Genomic DNA, 17,892 nt, shown 5'->3' with positions numbered 1-17,892 from the left:
CCCCAACCCCGCCACCACCGATAGCGAATAAGGAATTCTTGCCCATGTCCGTCCGTCCTCAACAACCCACTCCCCTCGCGCTGGCCATCATGCTGGCCTTTGCCACCCCTGCCAGCGCCCTGGCGCAGCAAACAGCCACCTTGCCTGCCGTCACCGTTTCGGCCAGCGCCCTGGCCTTGGGCAGCGACGACATGAGCACGCCAGTGACCGTACTGGAAGGCGAAGCACTGGTGCTGGCAAGGGCTGCGACCCTGGGCGAAACCCTGGCGGGACAGCCCGGCATCACGTCCAGCCATTTCGGCGCCGGCGCCAGCCGTCCCATCATCCGCGGCATGGATGGCCCGCGCGTCAAGGTGCTGTCCGATGGCGCCGAAGTGCAGGATGCGTCGACCATCAGCCCCGACCATGCTGTCGCGGCCGAACCAATGCTGTCGGAACAGATTGAAGTCTTGCGCGGCCCGTCCGCGCTGGCCTACGGCGGCGGCGCCGTCGGCGGCGTCGTCAACGTGATCGACAAGAAAATCCCCACCCGCGTACCGGCGAAAGGTGTTGAAGGCAGCGCGGAAGTGCGCGCCAACTCGGCGGCGCGCGAAAAGGCGGGTGCCTTTGAAGTGACTGGCGGCTCCGGCAACATCGCTGTCCACGCGGAAGGCGTCAAGCGCGATGCGAAAGAATACAAGGTCGGCAGCGGCTGGGAAGGCGGCTCCAAGGTGGCCGGCAGCTACAACAAGACGGACACGGGCAGCGTGGGCGTGTCGTGGGTGGGTCAACGCGGCTTCCTGGGCCTGGCCTTCACCAGCCAGCATGCGGAATACGGCTTGCCGGGCCACAACCACGAATTCGAGAGCTGCCACCCGCACGGCGCGCACCTGCATTGCGGCGGCCACGACGGCCACGACCACGGCGCTGAAGAGGAACATGAGCACGAGCACGGCAGCGTGCCCTACGTGAAGCTGAAAAGCGAGCGCTGGGATGTGCGCGGCGAATTGCGCGATCCCGTGCCCGGCTTCGCCAAGCTGCGCCTGCGCGCCGCGTTCACCGACTACAAGCACGACGAAATCGAAGGCACGCAAATCGCCACCACGTTCAAGAACAAGGGCCACGATGCGCGCCTGGAAATGGAACACCATCCCGTCTTCGGCTGGCGCGGCGTGGTGGGCCTGCAAACGTCGAAGCGCGATTTCTCGGCCCTGGGCGAGGAAGCATACGTGGCGCCGACGGTAACGAAGAAACACGCAGCCTTCCTGGTGGAGGAATACAAGCTCGACCAATGGCGCTTCGAAGCGGGCTTGCGCCATGAATGGCAAGACATCGCGGTCGACAGCGCCACCCTGCAGGACCGCAGCGCCAAGGGCACCTCGATCTCGCTGGGCGCCGTGTGGAAATTCGCGCCGCAGTATTCGCTCGGTTCGACCATTTCCCGCACGCACCGTTTGCCCAGCGCCGAGGAACTGTATGCGCACGGCGTGCACATGGCCACGGCCACGTATGAGCTGGGCAACCAAAACCTGGGCAAGGAAACGTCGAACAATATCGACTTGACCCTGCGCAAATATGCGGGCGCCACGACCTTCTCGGCCAGCGCCTACCGCAACAAGGTCGACAACTACATCTTCGGCTCCACGCTGGACAACCACGAAGGCTTCCAGCTGATCCAGTACGCCCAGCGCGACGCCACGTTTACGGGCGTCGAAGGCCAGATCCGCCAGCAGCTGAACCCGATGTTCGGCGCCAGCGTGTTCGGCGATTACGTCAGGGCCAAGCTGGCCGACGGTGGTGGCAACTTGCCACGCATCCCCGCCCAGCGCGTCGGCGTGAAGTTTGACGCCAGCTGGCAAGCGTGGAGCGGCGTGGCCGAGTTCTACCGCGTGGGCAAGCAAGACAAGGTCGCCGCGTTCGAAACGGCAACCCCGGGCTACAACATGCTCAATCTGTCCGCCAACTACGACACGCGCATCGGCACCACGCCCGCCCAGTTCTACATCAAGGCGAACAACCTGACGAATGAACTGGCGTACAGCCATACCTCGTTCATCAAGAACGCGGCGCCGTTGATGGGGCGCAACTTGACTGTGGGAATGCGCGTGACCTTCTAAGCTGTTTGAAACGTAGGTCGGCTTAGCGCGCACGCGCGTAAGCCGACAACACCAATAACGTCAACAATATTGTCGGATTAGCGGGACTTTGCCCCGCTAATCCGACCTACGCCATGGATGGAATAATATCTATCCGGTCCGTGCAAAACCCATCCACGCCCCAGGCCAGCAGCTCGCTGGCCCGTTCCGGGGTATTGACGGTGTAGCAAAACAGCCCGTATCCCGCCTCCTTGACCTCGCGCGCCAGTTCCGGCGTCAGTTGCTGGTGGTCGCAATGGAGCGCCACCACGCCCAGTTCCTGCGCCATGCGCGCCCAGTCAGCGGGAATGGCTTCGACCAGCCAGCCTCGTGCCAGTTCCGGTGCCGCCTGGCGTGCCGCTTCCAGTGCGACGATGCTGAACGACGATAGCAGCGGCAATAACTCTCCAGCAGCAATTTCCTTCGCGAAATAATCGCGCGTGGCCCGCGCCACCGCCGCACCCGTGGGCACGTCAACGCCGGGCGCCGGCTTGATTTCGATATTCATCCAGATGCGCTGCGCCTTGCAATACGCCACGACGGCGTCAAACGTGGGCACGCCCTCGCCCGCAAACTGCGGGCCGAACCAGGCGCCCGCTTCCATCGCGCCCAGCTGCGCGGCCGTGTAGTCGCTGACGGCGCCGCTGCCGGCCACCGTGCGGCCCAGTTCGGGATCGTGCACGACGACGGGCACGCCGTCGGACGCCAGCATGACGTCGAATTCCACGGCGCGGTAGCCGTAGGCGAGGCCGCAGCGCAGGGCGGCCAGGGTGTTTTCAGGCGCCAGGGTGCCGCCGCCGCGGTGCGCCAGGGTGCGTGGATAGGGCCACATGGTGTTCCTTTATCATGATGAAGTTGTCGATGAGGACGTCTTGCCATCATCGCGTGCAAGCGCCACCATGTAAAGGACGCGATCAGGCGATTGGCGCCGTCACCGCCCGGTTTCGTCGCAGTGCCATTGCGTCCGCATGCAGAGCCGCCCATAATTGTCGCATTGCCAACCCAAACGTCCACCAGAAAGCGGTCCCGCATGCACACCACCGATACCGTCCCGCGCAAGACGGGCTTTCCCTACCGGCGCCTGCTGGCCGATGCCCGTTATGCGCTGCTGCTCAATGTGCTGTGCGCGCTCTTCGTCACCTTCGTGCTGAGCGGCGGGCAAAGCTTCTGGCTCAACCTGCTGGCCTCGATGTGCATCGGCGGCATCGTCTTCCTGCTCATCGACGGTATCCGCCTGGCATGGTGGGGCGAACATCGGCGCGCCCCGTTGCTGCCGTTCAGCATCCTCGTCATCGTCAGTGCCGCCGTGGCGCAGGTGGCCGGCACCATGCTGTTCGGCTGGCTCGCAAATATCGACGTTCCCGCGCCCATCTCCATGTCGTCACGCAATGTCGGCATGACGGTGTTCACCTTGGCGGCGGCGGGAGCGGCCATCCTGTTCTTTGGCAGCCGCGAAAAAATCGCCCGCCTGCAAATGGAGGCGGCCCAGGAAAAAGCCCGCGCCGAATCCGTGGCGCGCCAGGCCATGCAGGCCCAGCTGCAATTGCTGCAGGCGCAGATCGAACCACACATGCTGTTCAACACCTTGGCCAACCTGCAGGGCCTGATCAGCCTTGATCCGGACCGCGCCCAACTGCTGCTCGATCAGTTGATCCAGTATTTGCGCGCCACCCTCTCTTCCTCGCGCGCCGGGTCCACCACCCTGGAGCAGGAGTTTTCCTTGATGCGCGCCTACCTGGGCCTGATGTCGATCCGCATGGGCGCGCGCCTGCGCTTTACGCTGGACTTGCCCGAGGCCTTGCGCGATATCAAAGTGCCGCCCATGCTGCTGCAGCCGCTGGTGGAAAACGCCATCCAGCACGGCCTGGAACCGAAGATCGAAGGCGGCCATATCCACGTGCAGGCGTCCACGGACGCTGGCGTCCTCATTCTGACCGTCAGCGATGATGGCCTGGGCCTTGGACATCCGGGCCAGACCAAGGGCACGCAGCTGGGCGTGGCGAATATCCGCGAACGCCTGCGCGGCATGCATGGCGATGCCGCCAGCCTGTCGCTGGCCGCCAACCATCCGGCAGGCGCGATCGCCCGCCTGACACTCCCCCTTCCACCCACCATCACGAGTCCCCTCGCATGAGCCACCACACCCCGCGCGCCCTGATCGCCGAAGACGAACCCATCCTTGCCGCCGCCCTCGCGCACGCCTTGCAGCGGTTGTGGCCGGAACTCGACATTGTCGCCACCTGCCCCAACGGCGTGGAAGCCTTGCGGCAAGGCCTGGCGCTGCAGCCCGACATCCTCTTTCTCGACATCAAGATGCCAGGCAAGACGGGCCTGGAAGCGGCCGAAGAACTGGCGGAGCAGTGGCCGGACGGCGTTCCATTTCCGCACATCGTGTTCGTCACCGCCTACGATGAATACGCGCTGGCCGCCTTCGAGCATGCGGCCGCCGATTACGTGCTAAAACCCGTCAACGATGCGCGCCTGGGCAAGACGGTGGAACGCCTGCAGCAGCGCCTGCGCGACAGCGGCAGCGGTACAACAACAGCAACCCCAGCGCCAGCCGCCACGCTGGCGCCCATGGCGGCGATGAAAACAACAGCCGCCAGCGACGACAACCTGGCCCGCCTGCTAAGCCAGCTACAAGCCATGCTGCCACCGGCCCCGCGCCTGCACATGATACGGGCCGCCGTCGGCAACAGCGTGCGCATGATCGCGCTGGCCGACGTCGTGTATTTCGAAGCGCTGGACAAATACATCAACGTCGTGTGCCAGGACAGCGAAGCGCTGATACGCACGAGCCTGAAGGAACTCTTGCCCCAGCTGGACCCGCAACAATTCTGGCAAATCCACCGGGGCACCATCGTCAACGCCAGCGCCATCGCCACGGCCGTGCGCGACGACGCGGGCAAGCTGTCACTGACCCTGCGCCAGCATCCGGCGCAGCTGCGCGTCAGTCCCTTGTATGCCCATCTGTTCCGGCAGATGTAGCTAATGCAACTGGTGCTTTAAGTCAGACAGTTCATCGTGCACCTTGAGCACGGCGCTCTTCATTTCCGGCGTCACGCTGGTCGCCGTGCCGCAGGCCCGCTTGGCGCGGTCGCCCAGCGATTCCATCTGGTCGACGGCCTGGCGGATGCGCGCATCGTCTTGCGTGTCGATGGCTTGCCGCACGGCGCTCTTTTGCTGGTCCAGCTGGTTGATGCAATCCTTCAAGTCCATCGGCATGCCCTGCTGCTTGCCGCACAGCTGGGCCGCTTGGCCGATCGCGTGTTCGATGGCGCCAAAGCGCCGTGCCACTTCCTTTACCTGCATCATGATGTGTCCTCCCATGCTATCTGGAGTTGGATCGTCAGGCCGATCCAGGGTTCCCCATCACCCGCCACGGCATTGAAATTTCCATGAGGCACTTTTTTTGTAAGCGCTTGTGACATTTTAGATAATGATCAAATACCTCGGATACATTGGCGTACCTGAACCACCATGCCCTCCATGACCTCCTTGCCCCCCCTGCCCCGCCGCGCTCCCGGCCTGCTGCTGATCGTCCTGCTGCACGCGGGGCTGGCCTATGTCATCCTGCAGTCGCGGCCCCGCCTTGCCCTTGACGAGCACCTGCCGCAAGGTCCGGCCATCACCTGGCTGCGCCACACGCTCCCGGCGCCGCCCAAGCCCCTGCCCAGCATCAAACCAGCCGCCGCGCGCCCGCCGCGCCAGCCAATGGCGGCGCCCGTCAGCCGCCCCCTGCCCGCCGCCCCCACCGTCGAGCAGGCGCCAGCGCCTGTAATGCCGGAAGCGATCACGGCACCGCCAGCGCCCAGCGCGGCCGACATCCTGGCGCAAGCCAAACGCGACGTGGGCAAGATCGACAAGGATTTGCGCAAGGAATTCCCCCAACGGGGCGGGGAGAAATTCGACGACACGGGCTTCAAGCGCATGCAGCAAGGGTTTGCCGAGGCCTACGCGGCCGTGCCGCCGAAATGGTACGAGGCATCGAAAATCGAGGAAGTGGGCGCGAATGCGGCCAAGGGCAGCCACACCTACAAGATCACCAGCGCGCTGGGCACCTTGTGCGTGACCACGGGCGCAGGCAGGAATGGGGAAACGATGATCGGCAACTGCCCCAAATAGCCGCTCAGCCCACCGCTTCGCGCGCGCCCAGCGGCTGCAAGTGGCGCAGGCGCAAGGCAATCAGCACGCCGCCGCCCAGGCACAGGCCCAGCATGATGATCACGCCCGTCCAGCCATCGAAGCCCCACATCATGCCCGAGGCGGAACCGATCAGGCTCGATCCCAGGTAATAGAACAGCAGATAGAAGGCCGAAGCCAGCGCCTGCGGCGCGCGCGCGCGGCGGCTGACCCAGCTGCTGGCGATCGAATGCGAGGCAAAGAAACCGAAGGTGGCCAGCGCCATGCCGATGACGATCAGCGGCAGCGAATCGAACAGGGTCAATACAATGCCGGACAGCATCACCGACAGCATGATCCACAGCACGCCCCGGCGCCCCAGGCGGTCCACCAGGCGTCCCGCCCAGACGGAGCTGAAGATACCGATCAGGTACAGAAAGGCCAGCAAGCCGACCGTGCTCTGGCGCAAGTTGAACGGCGCGGCCAGCAGGCGGTAGCCGATGTAGTTATACAGGCTGACAAAACACCCCATCAGCAGGAACGCCAGGCAGAACAGCCACGGCAAGCCGCGGTCGGAAAAATGCTGTTTTATCGCGTGCGGCAGCGCATTCCAGCCACGGGTACTGGGCACGAAGTTTTTCGATGCGGGCAGGCTGCGCCAGAATTCCGCCGCCGCCAGCACGCCGGCCACTCCCAGCACGCCCAGGGCCCAGCGCCACGAGAGGAAATCGCTGAGCATGGAAGCGATCAAGCGTCCCGACATGCCGCCAAACGCGCTGCCGGCAATATACAAGCCCATCGACAGGCCCAGCGATGGCCCCTCGATTTCCTCGCCCAGGTAGGCCATGGCCACAGCCGGCATACCGCCCAGGGCAATGCCCAGCGCGGCGCGGATCGCCAGCAACTGCGCGTAATCCTGCGCGAAGGCGGACAAGATCGTCAATATCGCGGCGGAAAACATCGACGCCACCATCAAGGGCTTGCGGCCGATGCGGTCCGAGACGGCGCTGAGCAGCACCAGCGAGATGGCCAGCAAGCCGCTCGACACGGACAGCGACCAGCTGCTTTGCGCGGGCGTCAGGTGGAACTGCTGCGACAACAGCGGAAACAGCGGTTGTATGCAATACAGCAAGCTGAAGGTGGAAAAGCCGCCGAAGAACAGGGCGCGGTTGCTGCGCTTGAATTCAGCCGTCCCTTTGGCGATGGCCGAACGGGGAGCGGGAGCGGCAGGAGAAAGCACCGGGGTGGCGGCAGAGGCATAAGCGAGCGATGAATCAGACATGGCCGTGTTTCGGAAAGGAAGCGAGTTTTCATCTTAGGATTGCCAACTCATATCGTCCAATATATATTCAAGGCCCAACTCATACTTTTAAAATATTACTTATATGGAACTGCGCCACCTGCGTTACTTCGTCGCCGTCGCCGAAGAGCTGCACTTCACGCGCGCGGCCGAGCGCCTGCACATCGGCCAGCCGCCGCTGAGCCAGCAAATCCAGGCGCTGGAAGCGGAACTCGGTGCGCAGTTGTTCGAGCGCAACAAGCGCTCCGTGCGCCTGACGCAGGCGGGTGCGCTGTTTCTCGACGATGCGCGGCGCATCCTGGCCCTGTCGGAACAGGCGGCCGTGACGGCGCGCCGGGCGCAGCGGGGCGAAGCAGGCGAATTGCGCATCGGCTTTACGTTTTCCACGCCGTTTACGCCCTACTTCGCGACCGTCATCAACCGCTACCGCCAGCAATTCCCACACGTCACTTTGACCCTGCACGAAATGGCGACATTGCATCAGCTGGAAGCGATCAGTGGGCGAGCGATGGACCTGGGCTTCGTACGCCCGCCGGAAACGACGTACCCGGACGACATCCGCCTCACCGAATTGCGCCAGGACCCGCTGTTCCTCGTGCTGCCCGTCGCCCACGCGCTGGCGGCCAAGGACAGCATCGCGATTGCCGATATGGCGGGCGAAGGTTTTGTGATGTACCCAAGGGACGCGGGCACGGGGATTTATCCGCAGATCTTCCGCCTGTGCAAGGCGGCCGGATTCGTGCCGCAGGTAACGCAGGAAGCAGGCGAGGCATCGACCATCATCGGCCTGGTGGCGGCCGGCTGCGGCATTTCCGTGCTGCCCGCCTCGTTCGACCGCATCCGCATGGATGGCGTGTGCTACCGTCCCATCGCCGACCCGCAGGCGACCACCAGCTTGTTACTGGCACAACGGGAAGATGAGACGTCGCCGCTGGTGGCGGCGTTCGTGAAACTGGCCGAGGCAGCGGCGCTGGAAGGGGGAGCGTAGGTCGGATTAGCCCGTATGGCGTAATCCGACACTAGCGGTCACGAATAATCCGCGTCCAGCTCCGAACCCGCGTAATTCTCCAGGTCCTCGAACAGGCTTTTCATGCTGGCCCGCGTAAGGATCTTATGCACGACGGTGCAGCTGCGGCGGTAGGATTCTATGCGGTCGAGCAACACCGGGTGATGCTGCACGGGCACCTTGGCCACCAGGGCGGCCCAGCCTTCCTCGAAGTCGGGCTTGTTCTTGCGCACGGAACGCACGAAGCGTTCAAACTCCTTCTGCCCCGTGCGCGCCATGATGCGTCCGCCACCTTCGATGGCGAAGATGATGGCCACGGCAATCACACCCTCGGCATTCAGGTCGCTATCGCTGACGGGGCCGTTGTCGTGGTGGCGGCGCAGCCAGCTGGCCAGGCGCACCACGGCTTGCACTTCCTTGCGCTGTTGCAACTGCACCGCATACTTTTCATAGCCGGCCCAGTTCTGGTTCGGGTCGGCCTGGCAAATATCGATGAACAGCTCGCGCAAACGGCGCTGCAGGTAGACGGGGTCCTGGTCGTATTCACCGACGAGGGCATCTTCCGGCAGCTGCGACAATTCCTTGATCAGGCGAAAGCCCACCTGGAACGCGTGCTCGGCGCCGTGCTCGACGAGGAAATCGAGGGCGGCCTGGTCGCCTTCATGCGCGACGGCCTGCTCCAGGCCCAAGGACACGCCGCCCACCGTCAGGAACAGCGCTTTCTGGATGCCGTCGGCCGTGCGTTCATTCGTGAACTTCTCGGCCACCATGGCCGTGATGCCCGTCAACTCGTCAGCCAGGTCCAGCGCCGCATCCTCGCGCGGGTCGTTCGGCAACAGCTTGATGGCGCGCACCAGGCGCGGAAGATTCTCTACAACAATTGCTGGCAGCATTAGACGTTCCCTGCTTTCATTACGAGAAAATACCGGTGCCCAGGCTGCGGCGCGTGCTGGAACGCGGTGCGCTGCGCGTGCTCGGCACTTGCTTGCGCAGGCGGTACAGCAATTCCTTGGTACTGCGCTGCAACATGGTCGGTTCTTCGTCCGGGTCGTCCGAGTATTCGGCATCGGCCAGGTCGGCGCTGTGGCGGAAGTCGGGGAACAGTTCGAACAGCGAGCGGTCCCAGCCGTCTTCATTCGCTTGCGCCAGCTCGATGGCCAGCGGCACGACGTCGTTGTCGGACGAGGTCACGCCCGTCACATACGGTCCCTTGATGACGATTTCGCCCGCCACTTCGAGGATTTCCTTCGGCGCCATCGAGAACAGGATGGCGAACGCGGTGGCGCCCCAGTCGGTGGCGGACGCTTCGAGCAGCAGCTCGCGGCGGCGCTCGGCGTCGTCGGTGGAAAACACCACGCCGTGGATGTGCGCGAACAGCGACTCGGCGATGCGTTCAGGATCATCTTCGATCTGGTCGTCGCTCCAGGTGGCGGCGATGAAAGCCAGGCTGTCGGCCCAGGCTTTCGGCGGCACCAGCAAGGTCGCCAGCGACATCTTGCCGCCGTCGAAGCCGGCCAGGTGCAGGGCCGTTACTTGCGGCGGGATGGCATTCAGCACTTCCACCACGGCAAGATCGCCGTACTGGTCGGCCGCATCGGCAAACGCCTGCTCGGCATGGCCCAGCGAACCGGACAGCACCAGTTCCATGACCTGCTTGGTCAGCGCGGGCAGGTTGCTTTTTTGATCATCCTTGTTATCGGCCATGGTCATCTCCATCCTGGTCAAACATCTGGGCGAAATCGTCGGTGGCTTCGTCGTCATCCATCTCGTCGTCGCCGTCGTCATTGGCCGCCAGCTGGTCGAGCGACTGGTCGTCGTCGTCCCACAGGCGCGGGTTCTTGTGCAAAAAGGCCGTGATGATGGCCTGGCGCGCCAGGTCGGGGAAGCTCTCTTCGATGGCGGCATACATCTTCGCCGCTTCCGGCGCGGCGCAGGCAGCCATGGAAAACACGCGGGCCGGGTCGCCGAACTCGTAGTCTTCGCTTTCGGCCAGCAAGCCCTTCGGGTCGCTGAAGGTGATGTGGTCGACCAGCGCGAAGGCCAGCATGTTCACGTCTTCGATGCCGCCGCCGCTGGCGTACTCGCTCACCAGCGCGTCGACCATGCTTTTATAGTTCTTGCGGTTTGGCGGGTCGCCGAGGATGCCGTCGATCTGGCCTTCCAGCTCGCGCGACTGGTACGCGAATTCAGGGTGTACTCTTCTCATGCTGTGCTTTCCAATGTGATGCGCGGCGCTGTTATCGACATCAAAGCGCCGTTGTTGTTGTTTTCAAGTAATTCAAGCCGGCTCATGCTGGCCGCGTCGATTTAATCGGCAGGTAATACCGTGCCGTGCAGGCGGAACACGCCGCACCACAGGGCATACGCTTCCGCTTCCGGATCGATGATAATGCGGTGGTTCACGCTCTGGTCGTATTCGGCGCGCTTGGCCGGGTCGGCCAGGATTTCATACGCCTTGGTGACGCTCTTGAAGCGTGCCTCGGCGCCGGGGGCCTGGTTGCGGTCGGGGTGGAAGCGCATGGCCAGCGAACGGTAAACCTTCTTGATTTCATCGTCGCTGGCATTGGGCGCGACACCGAGGACGTTATATAAATTTTCCATAAATGGCTCCGGGGTCACGTTTTGTTTGCTAATTAAAGGCAGATTATCCTATAGAACGGCGCCCGCGTCGCTTGCATGCTGGGATATGGGGGCAAATACGTGCTTATAAAGCGCTTGCGGTACGGTAAAATGCTTTTTACTGTCACTCTTCCGCATTGATCAATGAGCAACGATAAACCGAATACCGCCGCGCCAGCGCTGGCGCCCAATTTCTTGCGTAACATCATCGAAGCCGACCTGGCTGCCGGCGCGCACGTACGTCCCGGCCTGCCCCAGGTGATCACGCGTTTCCCGCCGGAGCCGAACGGCTACCTGCACGTGGGCCACGCCAAGTCGATCTGCGTCAACTTCGGCCTGGCGCGCGATTACGCCGGCCAGTGCAACCTGCGCTTCGACGACACCAATCCGGCGAAGGAAGAGCAGGAATACGTCGACACCATCATGGACAGCGTGAAATGGCTGGGTTTTGACTGGGAACCGAAGACTGCCGATGGCCAGAGCCACCTGCACTACGCGAGCGACTATTTCGACCAGCTGTACGCGATGGCCGAGTACCTCATCACGGCCGGCTTTGCCTATGTGGACAGCCAGAGCGCCGAAGACATGGCCGCCAACCGCGGCAATTTCGGCCAGGCCGGCAAGAATTCGCCATTCCGCGACCGTCCGCGCGACGAATCGCTGGCCCTGTTCCGCGCCATGAAGGCAGGCGAATACAAAGATGGCGAGCACATCCTGCGCGCGAAGATGAGCGAAGATGCCATGCGTTCGCCGAACATGAACTTGCGCGACCCGGCCATCTACCGCATCCGCCATGCGCACCACCACCGCACGGGCGACGCCTGGTGCATCTATCCGATGTATGACTACACGCACCCGATCTCGGACGCGCTGGAAAACATCACGCATTCGATCTGCACGCTGGAATTCCAGGACCACCGCCCGTTCTATGACTGGCTGCTGGAAACCCTGGCCGCCGGCGGCTTCTTCCAGCAACCGGTGCCGCGCCAGTTCGAATTCTCGCGCCTGAACCTGACCTACATCGTCACCAGCAAGCGCAAGCTGCGCCAGCTGGTGGAAGAACACATCGTCGATGGCTGGGACGACCCCCGCATGCCGACCCTGGTGGGCATGCGCCGCCGCGGCTACACGCCGGAAGCGATTCAACTGATGTGCGAACGCACGGGCGTCACGAAATCCGACGGCTGGATCGACTACAGCGTGCTCGAAGGCTGTTTGCGCGAAGACCTGGACCCGAAGGCGCCCCGCACGGTGGCCGTGCTGCGTCCGTTGAAGTTGATCATCGACAATTTCCCTGAAAACGACAGCGTGGAATGCACGGCGCCCGTGCACCCGCACTTCCCGGAACGGGGCTTGCGCACCTTCCCCATCTCGCGCGAGCTGTGGATCGAGGAAGACGACTTCATGGAAGTGCCAAATAAAGGCTATTTCCGTTTGTATCCGCCCACCGACGACAAGCCGGGCAGCCGCGTGCGCCTGCGCTATGGCTACGTGGTCGAGTGCACGGGCTACGACAAGGATGAAAACGGCAAGGTCATCGCCGTGCATTGCAATTACTTTGAAGACAGCAAGTCGGGTACGGAAGGCAGCTCGACCTACAAGGTCAAGGGCAATATGCACTGGGTCAGCGCGCCGACGGCGATTCCCGCCGAAGTCCGCCTGTACGACCGCCTGTTTACCGACCCGCAGCCGGACGCGGGCGGCAAGGACTTCAAGCTGGCCCTGAACCCGCTGGCCAAGGAAGTGGTGCAGGCGTGGCTGGAACCGGGCGCGGAACTGGCTCAGCCGGAACAGCGCTTCCAGTTCGAGCGTCACGGTTATTTTGCCGCCGACCGCGTCGACAGCCAGCCGGGCAAGCCCGTCTTCAACCGCATCGTCACCCTGAAAGACAGCTGGCAGCCCGCAAAATAAGGCGCCGGACGAGCCACAAAAAAAACCGCTGCGGCGGTTTTTTTTCGTCTTAGCAACATATATCAACAGAGAAATATTGCCTGTTGACTATATTCACGATAATTTTGTATATTAGGCAGCTATTGAGCAATTTGCAATGCTGATAGTGATTATGCAACTCAGTACAGCCTCCAGCACACAGGCGGCACCCGATTCCTCTTCCTGATGCGGATGTTGATGTCTATTACTGCCGGCAAACACTTATCTGCTGAAAAAAAACCGCTCTGGATTCTCGGCGTCGTGATGTCGCTGATGGTGGGCCTGCTGTTCTACATGGCCGCCTCGCTGTCGATCGAAAACGATGCCAGCGATCTGTTCAACAATCTGTCGCGCAATACCCAGAAAAACATCACATCGCGCCTCAAGTCGTATACCAACTTGCTGCGCGGTACGGCCAGCCTGTTCCACGCGAATGAACACGTGAGCCGCGAGCAATTCCACCGCTACGTGGCTAACCTCGCCTTGCAACAGAACTACCCGGGCGTGATGAATCTCAATTACAGCCGGGAACTCGACGAGTCGCAGCGCGCCGCCTTCGAAGCGGCCATGCAGCGCGACTATCCGCCCGGGCGCGACGACTATCCGGCGTTTGCCATTCATCCGCCCGGCCCGCGCCCCCGTTATTCCGTACTGGTCTACATCGAGCCGATTGCCAGCGCGCCGGAAAAGTATGGCTATGACATCGCTGCGCGGCCCCTGATCGCCGAAGCACTGGCGCAGTCGCGCGATACCGGGCAGATCAGCAATTCCGGCGTGCCCGTGCCGATGGAAGGCCGGCCGCAGCTGACGGGCATGGCCATGCGCCTGCCCGTGTACCGCTTCGGCATGCCGACCGGCACGCTGGAGCAAAGGCGCGCGGCTTACCAGGGTTCCGTCGGCATCGGTTACGACCTGGTGACGATGATGCGCAGCGCGCTGGCCGACATGCCGGTGCGCAATGTCCGCCTGACCCTGTTCGATATCGGCCCGCAGGCGCCGTTTGAACAGCCGGACTTGCCGTTGCAACTGCCGCACGAGATGCGCCCCATCTTCGACAGCACGACGGCGGGCATGCATGCGCCATGGTGGCTACCCGGCAACTCGGGCCGCTATCTGAGCAGCACGATGCTGATCGAGCACAATGGCCGCGCGTGGCAAGCGCTGTTCAGCGTGCGCAAGAGCGACCTGTATACCCGCTTCGACGCCTTCCTGCCGTGGCTGGCACTACTGACCGGTTTTGCCAGCACCATACTGCTGTACATGCTGTTTCATGCCCTGGCGTCGTCGCGCCGGCGCGCCATCCAGATGGCGACGGGCATGACGGCGGAATTGCGCGCCAGCCAGATCCGCCTGCAGCTGTCGCACCAGAAACTGCGCCGCCTGGCGGCCCACGCCGACCAGATCAAGGAAGAGGAGCGCAAGCGCATCGCGCGCGAAATCCACGACGACCTGGGACAGAACCTGCTGGTCTTGCGCATCGACGCCGACATGCTGGCCTCGCGCACGCAGCGCCGCCATCCGCGCCTGAACGCCCGCGCCCGCTCGACCCTGGAGCAGATCGACGCCACGATTAAAAGCGTGCGGCAGATCATCAACGACTTGCGCCCAACCGTGCTGGACCTGGGCGTGAATGCGGCCGTCGAATGGCAGGTGGCGCAATTTCGCCAGCGCACGGGCATCGCCTGCGAAATCAGCGAAAGCCATGACGATATTTATTTGAGCGACCAGTGCGCCACGGCCCTGTTCCGCATTCTGCAAGAGTCACTCAGCAATATTTCCCAGCATGCGAATGCCAGCCGCGTGCAAGTCAAGCTGGAAAAGTGCCGCGACACCGTATCGATGAGCGTCAGCGACAACGGCGTGGGCGCAGCCATCGACGGACGCAACAAGCTGGGCTCATTTGGCCTGGTCGGCATCGAAGAGCGCATCAAGTTGCTGGGTGGCACTTTCTACATCGAAAGCAGCCCCGGCGCAGGCATGAGCGTGCATGTCAGCGTGCCGCTGAGCGCGGACGCCACCGCGTTTCCCTACCAGGAAGATGGCCGGGCCAGCGCCTGACAGGCGCGCTCCGCTTGAAACAAGCTCAGCTTGCGTATTTTGTAATTAGATGCAATATTGATGTAGAACAACTCAGCGCCAGCCCGCCATGGGCCAGGCATTCCTCGACGACTTGCCAGGAGTACACACCCACCTTTGTTTCACTGTATTTCCCACAACACTCTTTACCACAAGGACATTCATGGATACGAACGACAGTTTCAAGACAATTGCCGATTTGAATTTGGACGCGATCAAGGTCAAGCTGATGCACCGGGAGTCAGGCGAAGGATGGAGCCTGGAGAAAGCGAATGCGGTGGAATTCGAATACCGGCGTTTCCTGATCCTGATGAAACAGTTTCCGGAAGAAGAAACGGCGCCGCTGATGGACGTCGATACCTTCTGGCACTACCACATCCTCGATACCCTGAAATATGCGGCGGATTGCGAACAGGTGTTCGGCTACTTCCTCCATCACTTCCCGTACATCGGCCTGCGCGGCGAAGACGACGAAGCGGCGCACCAGCGCGTGGGCGAGCGCATGAAACAGCTGTATGAGCAAACGTTCGGGGAAGATTATATCCGCGCAGAAACGGCATATTCGGGGCGCGCCGTACAGGCGGCGTATTCGGGACGGGCCGTGCAGGCCGCATATTCAGGGCGCGCGGTACAGGCGACCGCATACTCGGGCCGGGCCGTGCAAACGGCGTTTTCCAGCGCGGCGGTGCAGGCGACGGCGTATTCGGGCCGCGCGACGGGCGCTGCCAGCACCGCATTTTCCAGCGCACCCGCCACCTTGACAGCAGCGTTGCTCAAGTCGTCTTCGAGCGGCCTGGAAATGGGGCGTTTCTATGTCGATCGTCCGGTGTTGAACGGCGACCCGCAATAGAAAAAACAGATGTGGCTGCCGCACGCGGCAAGCCTGACTTACCCAGACGGCACCTCTCAGTTTGCCGTCTGTCAGGCGCTCTTAGGCAGCCATCAACTCGCGCAGTTCACGAATGCTGAAATCGCTGATTTCATGCATGCGGATGAGGATCGTGGCGCCGATCGGCAAGGTGTTGTGACGAATCTTGCTGATGACCGGTGGCGCCACTTCCAGCGCTCGCGACAGGGCGGCATCGTTTTTCAGTTGCAGCTTGTCGATGATCGCATCGAGGACGCGATTCGGGTTGTAGGTAGGCAAAGAGGTAATTTGTTTGAGAGACATGATCGAAAATCCGTACTTGTTGTATTAAGGCAAAAAGAAACCGAATGTCTCTTTTGCAATAATTCAGGGTAAACACACTAAAAAGCGCCATCACTTATGCGGCTTTTACGCCACAAACAATATAATACACGCTATTGTTGATTTTTGCGTAACTTAAAGCAAAATTGTGATAATTGAAGAGAATTGACGCACTTTGAATGTGCTAGAGGATAACTCAAATCGGGGAAGTTTGCTGCAAGTCATCAATTTTTACAATGAGGAACGCCGCTGCGCATCAGCCAGGCAATCGCCATGAGCGTGCCCAGGCGGGCCATGTCCGCTGACAAATGCCAGCCTTGCGCGGCCACGCCGGCCGGGGTGGCCGGAAGGCAAGTGTCGGGGAAGGTGTCCACGCGGCACCAGGCCAGTTGCCGGCGAATTTCATCGGGCGGCGGCGGCGGCTGCAGCGCACGTTCGCGCCGCCGCATATAGGCGCGCACCTGTTCCTTGCTGGGGTGACTCGTAGCTCGCATGGATCGCTCCTGCTGACGGGAAACAGCGTCGCACTAATCGTAGAGCCCGCCACAACTAGCCAGGACGCGTGACGACATTGCTCACCATATCGCCAGCGCGCCATGACGCGTTTGCGTTGCATCAAATGGCAAGGCCCCGGTGTTGCGCCGAAGCCCACACTGCGCCATGCTCCAGCGGCCTGGCGGCCGATGGCTGGCTCTTATTTCTTTTGCTGGCGCACGCGCTGTTGCTGTTTTTCCTGCGTTTGCTGGCGATTCTGCTTGCGCTCGAACAGGGTGACCGCATCTTTCTTGGCTTGCTCGGCAGTACGCATTTCCTCATGCGCATCGTGCGGAACAAAAAATTCGGCATCCTGCGCCGCCACGACCAGCTTGATGGCGGCGTCGTCGTCGAGGTCATACAGTTCCGTCAGGACGGTGGTGACCTCGTCCAGGTATTCTTCGTAATTGAGGGTGGTCATGCTGTAATCCTTAAGTGAATGGCGCTGCGCACCGGTCCGGCAAAGTGCGCAGATAACCGACCATTTTACCCGATGCCGGCCGCATCGGCAGACAGCGACTGCAAGGCATCGGCCACGCGCGCGTAGCGCAGGCGCACGCCCAGCTCGCGTTTGAGGCGCGTATTGTGCAGGCGGCGCGATTCGGACATGAACGACAGCAGCATCGGCGTGACCACTTGCCGCAGCTCGGCACGCGGCAGGCGCGGCGGGCGCGGCAGGCCAAACGCATCGGCCACGGCATCGAAATACTCCGCCATCTTGAGTTCGCTGTCATCGCTGGCGTGATACACGCGTCCCGGCTTGCCCTGCCACAAGGCGCGTTCGATGATGCGCGCCAGGTCATCGGCATGGATATGATTGGTGTACACATCGTCGCCAGCGGCCAGGGCCGGCGTGCCTTCGCGCAGGCGCTTCAGGGGCAGGCGGTCGTCCGCGTAAATGCCGGGCACGCGCAGGATGGCCACCTTGGCGCCGCAGCGCGCGCCCCAGCCACGCAAGACCTGTTCCGCGTCGACGCGCCGCTTCGCGCGCGCATTCGCCGGC

General features: G+C 62.4%; 18 protein-coding genes and 1 pseudogene. 8 read left to right on the top strand and 11 right to left on the bottom strand.

Annotation, left to right across the window (positions count from 1 at the left end; genetic code table 11):
- Nucleotides 1-44 precede the first annotated feature (44 nt).
- Nucleotides 45-2,096, top strand: coding sequence for a TonB-dependent receptor domain-containing protein (locus K0F86_RS04580; protein WP_219133186.1), 2,052 nt, complete (start codon nucleotides 45-47; stop codon nucleotides 2,094-2,096).
- Nucleotides 2,097-2,202: 106 nt separating this feature from the next.
- On the opposite strand, the gene ugpQ is transcribed toward K0F86_RS04580, so the two are convergent.
- Nucleotides 2,203-2,946, bottom strand: a complete 744-nt coding sequence (gene ugpQ, locus K0F86_RS04575) for a glycerophosphodiester phosphodiesterase (RefSeq protein ID WP_219133185.1) — start codon at nucleotides 2,944-2,946, stop codon at nucleotides 2,203-2,205.
- Nucleotides 2,947-3,144: 198 nt separating this feature from the next.
- Between ugpQ and K0F86_RS04570 the strand changes: the two genes are divergently transcribed.
- Both K0F86_RS04570 and K0F86_RS04565 read left to right on the top strand, forming a co-directional pair.
- Entirely contained in the window at nucleotides 3,145-4,248 is a 1,104-nt protein-coding gene (locus K0F86_RS04570; RefSeq protein ID WP_219133184.1) for a sensor histidine kinase, read from the top strand.
- Nucleotides 4,245-5,102, top strand: coding sequence for a LytTR family DNA-binding domain-containing protein (locus K0F86_RS04565; RefSeq protein ID WP_219133183.1), 858 nt, complete (start codon nucleotides 4,245-4,247; stop codon nucleotides 5,100-5,102). Before K0F86_RS04570 ends, K0F86_RS04565 begins: the two co-directional genes overlap by 4 nt.
- Here K0F86_RS04565 and K0F86_RS04560 read toward each other — a convergent pair whose 3' ends face one another.
- Nucleotides 5,103-5,429, bottom strand: a complete 327-nt coding sequence (locus tag K0F86_RS04560; RefSeq protein ID WP_070221866.1) for a hypothetical protein — start codon at nucleotides 5,427-5,429, stop codon at nucleotides 5,103-5,105.
- A gap of 165 nt (nucleotides 5,430-5,594) precedes the next feature.
- Between K0F86_RS04560 and K0F86_RS04555 the strand changes: the two genes are divergently transcribed.
- Nucleotides 5,595-6,239 (top strand): hypothetical protein, encoded by a 645-nt coding sequence (locus K0F86_RS04555; protein WP_219133182.1) that lies wholly within the window; start codon nucleotides 5,595-5,597, stop codon nucleotides 6,237-6,239.
- 4 nt (nucleotides 6,240-6,243) lie between these two features.
- On the opposite strand, the gene K0F86_RS04550 is transcribed toward K0F86_RS04555, so the two are convergent.
- Nucleotides 6,244-7,518, bottom strand: a complete 1,275-nt coding sequence (locus K0F86_RS04550; protein WP_257571984.1) for an MFS transporter — start codon at nucleotides 7,516-7,518, stop codon at nucleotides 6,244-6,246.
- A gap of 103 nt (nucleotides 7,519-7,621) precedes the next feature.
- On the opposite strand from K0F86_RS04550, the gene K0F86_RS04545 reads away from it, so the two are divergent.
- Nucleotides 7,622-8,524, top strand: coding sequence for a LysR substrate-binding domain-containing protein (locus tag K0F86_RS04545; protein ID WP_219133181.1), 903 nt, complete (start codon nucleotides 7,622-7,624; stop codon nucleotides 8,522-8,524).
- A 38-nt stretch (nucleotides 8,525-8,562) separates the two neighbouring features.
- On the opposite strand, the gene K0F86_RS04540 is transcribed toward K0F86_RS04545, so the two are convergent.
- From K0F86_RS04540 to K0F86_RS04525, 4 genes are all read right to left on the bottom strand, one after another.
- A complete protein-coding gene (locus K0F86_RS04540; protein ID WP_219133179.1) occupies nucleotides 8,563-9,435 on the bottom strand; it encodes a hypothetical protein in 873 nt (290 codons plus the stop codon).
- A gap of 19 nt (nucleotides 9,436-9,454) precedes the next feature.
- On the bottom strand, nucleotides 9,455-10,246 hold the full coding sequence (locus tag K0F86_RS04535) for a hypothetical protein (RefSeq protein ID WP_099760374.1): 792 nt from the start codon (nucleotides 10,244-10,246) through the stop codon (nucleotides 9,455-9,457).
- On the bottom strand, nucleotides 10,236-10,748 hold the full coding sequence (locus K0F86_RS04530) for a hypothetical protein (RefSeq protein ID WP_219133177.1): 513 nt from the start codon (nucleotides 10,746-10,748) through the stop codon (nucleotides 10,236-10,238). The genes K0F86_RS04535 and K0F86_RS04530 overlap by 11 nt, the downstream gene beginning before the upstream one ends.
- Before the next feature lie 101 nt (nucleotides 10,749-10,849).
- Nucleotides 10,850-11,143 (bottom strand): DnaJ domain-containing protein, encoded by a 294-nt coding sequence (locus tag K0F86_RS04525; RefSeq protein ID WP_010395442.1) that lies wholly within the window; start codon nucleotides 11,141-11,143, stop codon nucleotides 10,850-10,852.
- Between the two features lie 162 nt (nucleotides 11,144-11,305).
- On the opposite strand from K0F86_RS04525, the gene K0F86_RS04520 reads away from it, so the two are divergent.
- From K0F86_RS04520 to K0F86_RS04510, 3 genes are all read left to right on the top strand, one after another.
- Nucleotides 11,306-13,072, top strand: a complete 1,767-nt coding sequence (locus K0F86_RS04520) for a glutamine--tRNA ligase/YqeY domain fusion protein (RefSeq protein WP_219133175.1) — start codon at nucleotides 11,306-11,308, stop codon at nucleotides 13,070-13,072.
- Between the two features lie 216 nt (nucleotides 13,073-13,288).
- Complete coding sequence (locus K0F86_RS04515; RefSeq protein WP_257571983.1) at nucleotides 13,289-15,148, top strand: CHASE domain-containing protein; 1,860 nt, start codon at nucleotides 13,289-13,291, stop codon at nucleotides 15,146-15,148.
- A 181-nt stretch (nucleotides 15,149-15,329) separates the two neighbouring features.
- Complete coding sequence (locus K0F86_RS04510) at nucleotides 15,330-16,016, top strand: glycine-rich domain-containing protein-like (RefSeq protein WP_219133173.1); 687 nt, start codon at nucleotides 15,330-15,332, stop codon at nucleotides 16,014-16,016.
- A gap of 81 nt (nucleotides 16,017-16,097) precedes the next feature.
- Here the strand turns inward: K0F86_RS04510 and K0F86_RS04505 are convergent, their stop codons facing one another.
- The 4 genes and pseudogenes from K0F86_RS04505 to K0F86_RS27345 all read right to left on the bottom strand — a co-directional run.
- A complete protein-coding gene (locus K0F86_RS04505) occupies nucleotides 16,098-16,337 on the bottom strand; it encodes a hypothetical protein (protein ID WP_029496207.1) in 240 nt (79 codons plus the stop codon).
- A 242-nt stretch (nucleotides 16,338-16,579) separates the two neighbouring features.
- A complete protein-coding gene (locus tag K0F86_RS04500; RefSeq protein WP_219133499.1) occupies nucleotides 16,580-16,849 on the bottom strand; it encodes a hypothetical protein in 270 nt (89 codons plus the stop codon).
- Nucleotides 16,850-17,049: 200 nt separating this feature from the next.
- Nucleotides 17,050-17,310 (bottom strand): hypothetical protein, encoded by a 261-nt coding sequence (locus K0F86_RS04495; RefSeq protein WP_219133171.1) that lies wholly within the window; start codon nucleotides 17,308-17,310, stop codon nucleotides 17,050-17,052.
- Nucleotides 17,311-17,375: 65 nt separating this feature from the next.
- Nucleotides 17,376-17,892, bottom strand: a pseudogene (locus tag K0F86_RS27345) (SDR family NAD(P)-dependent oxidoreductase); the annotation flags it as partial.

This window comes from Janthinobacterium sp. UMAB-60 (assembly GCF_900095235.1).
Lineage (GTDB): Bacteria > Pseudomonadota > Gammaproteobacteria > Burkholderiales > Burkholderiaceae_D > Janthinobacterium.
The sequence above is the reverse complement of the archived record's forward strand: the minus strand, read 5'-3'. Positions and strand labels throughout refer to the sequence as shown.

Bases quoted from the DNA above. Each gene is read 5' to 3' on its own strand.
- K0F86_RS04555 (WP_219133182.1), top strand. From the start codon at position 5,595: ATGCCCTCCATGACCTCCTTGCCCCCCCTGCCCCGCCGCGCTCCCGGC.
- K0F86_RS04495 (WP_219133171.1), bottom strand. From the start codon at position 17,310: ATGACCACCCTCAATTACGAAGAATACCTGGACGAGGTCACCACCGTC.
- K0F86_RS04545 (WP_219133181.1), top strand. From the start codon at position 7,622: ATGGAACTGCGCCACCTGCGTTACTTCGTCGCCGTCGCCGAAGAGCTG.
- K0F86_RS04515 (WP_257571983.1), top strand. From the start codon at position 13,289: ATGTCTATTACTGCCGGCAAACACTTATCTGCTGAAAAAAAACCGCTC.
- K0F86_RS04505 (WP_029496207.1), bottom strand. From the start codon at position 16,337: ATGTCTCTCAAACAAATTACCTCTTTGCCTACCTACAACCCGAATCGC.
- K0F86_RS04520 (WP_219133175.1), top strand. From the start codon at position 11,306: ATGAGCAACGATAAACCGAATACCGCCGCGCCAGCGCTGGCGCCCAAT.
- K0F86_RS04550 (WP_257571984.1), bottom strand. From the start codon at position 7,518: ATGTCTGATTCATCGCTCGCTTATGCCTCTGCCGCCACCCCGGTGCTT.
- K0F86_RS04565 (WP_219133183.1), top strand. From the start codon at position 4,245: ATGAGCCACCACACCCCGCGCGCCCTGATCGCCGAAGACGAACCCATC.
- K0F86_RS04580 (WP_219133186.1), top strand. From the start codon at position 45: ATGTCCGTCCGTCCTCAACAACCCACTCCCCTCGCGCTGGCCATCATG.
- K0F86_RS04570 (WP_219133184.1), top strand. From the start codon at position 3,145: ATGCACACCACCGATACCGTCCCGCGCAAGACGGGCTTTCCCTACCGG.
- K0F86_RS04535 (WP_099760374.1), bottom strand. From the start codon at position 10,246: ATGGCCGATAACAAGGATGATCAAAAAAGCAACCTGCCCGCGCTGACC.
- K0F86_RS04540 (WP_219133179.1), bottom strand. From the start codon at position 9,435: ATGCTGCCAGCAATTGTTGTAGAGAATCTTCCGCGCCTGGTGCGCGCC.
- K0F86_RS04525 (WP_010395442.1), bottom strand. From the start codon at position 11,143: ATGGAAAATTTATATAACGTCCTCGGTGTCGCGCCCAATGCCAGCGAC.
- K0F86_RS04530 (WP_219133177.1), bottom strand. From the start codon at position 10,748: ATGAGAAGAGTACACCCTGAATTCGCGTACCAGTCGCGCGAGCTGGAA.
- K0F86_RS04510 (WP_219133173.1), top strand. From the start codon at position 15,330: ATGGATACGAACGACAGTTTCAAGACAATTGCCGATTTGAATTTGGAC.
- ugpQ (WP_219133185.1), bottom strand. From the start codon at position 2,946: ATGTGGCCCTATCCACGCACCCTGGCGCACCGCGGCGGCGGCACCCTG.
- K0F86_RS04560 (WP_070221866.1), bottom strand. From the start codon at position 5,429: ATGATGCAGGTAAAGGAAGTGGCACGGCGCTTTGGCGCCATCGAACAC.
- K0F86_RS04500 (WP_219133499.1), bottom strand. From the start codon at position 16,849: ATGCGAGCTACGAGTCACCCCAGCAAGGAACAGGTGCGCGCCTATATG.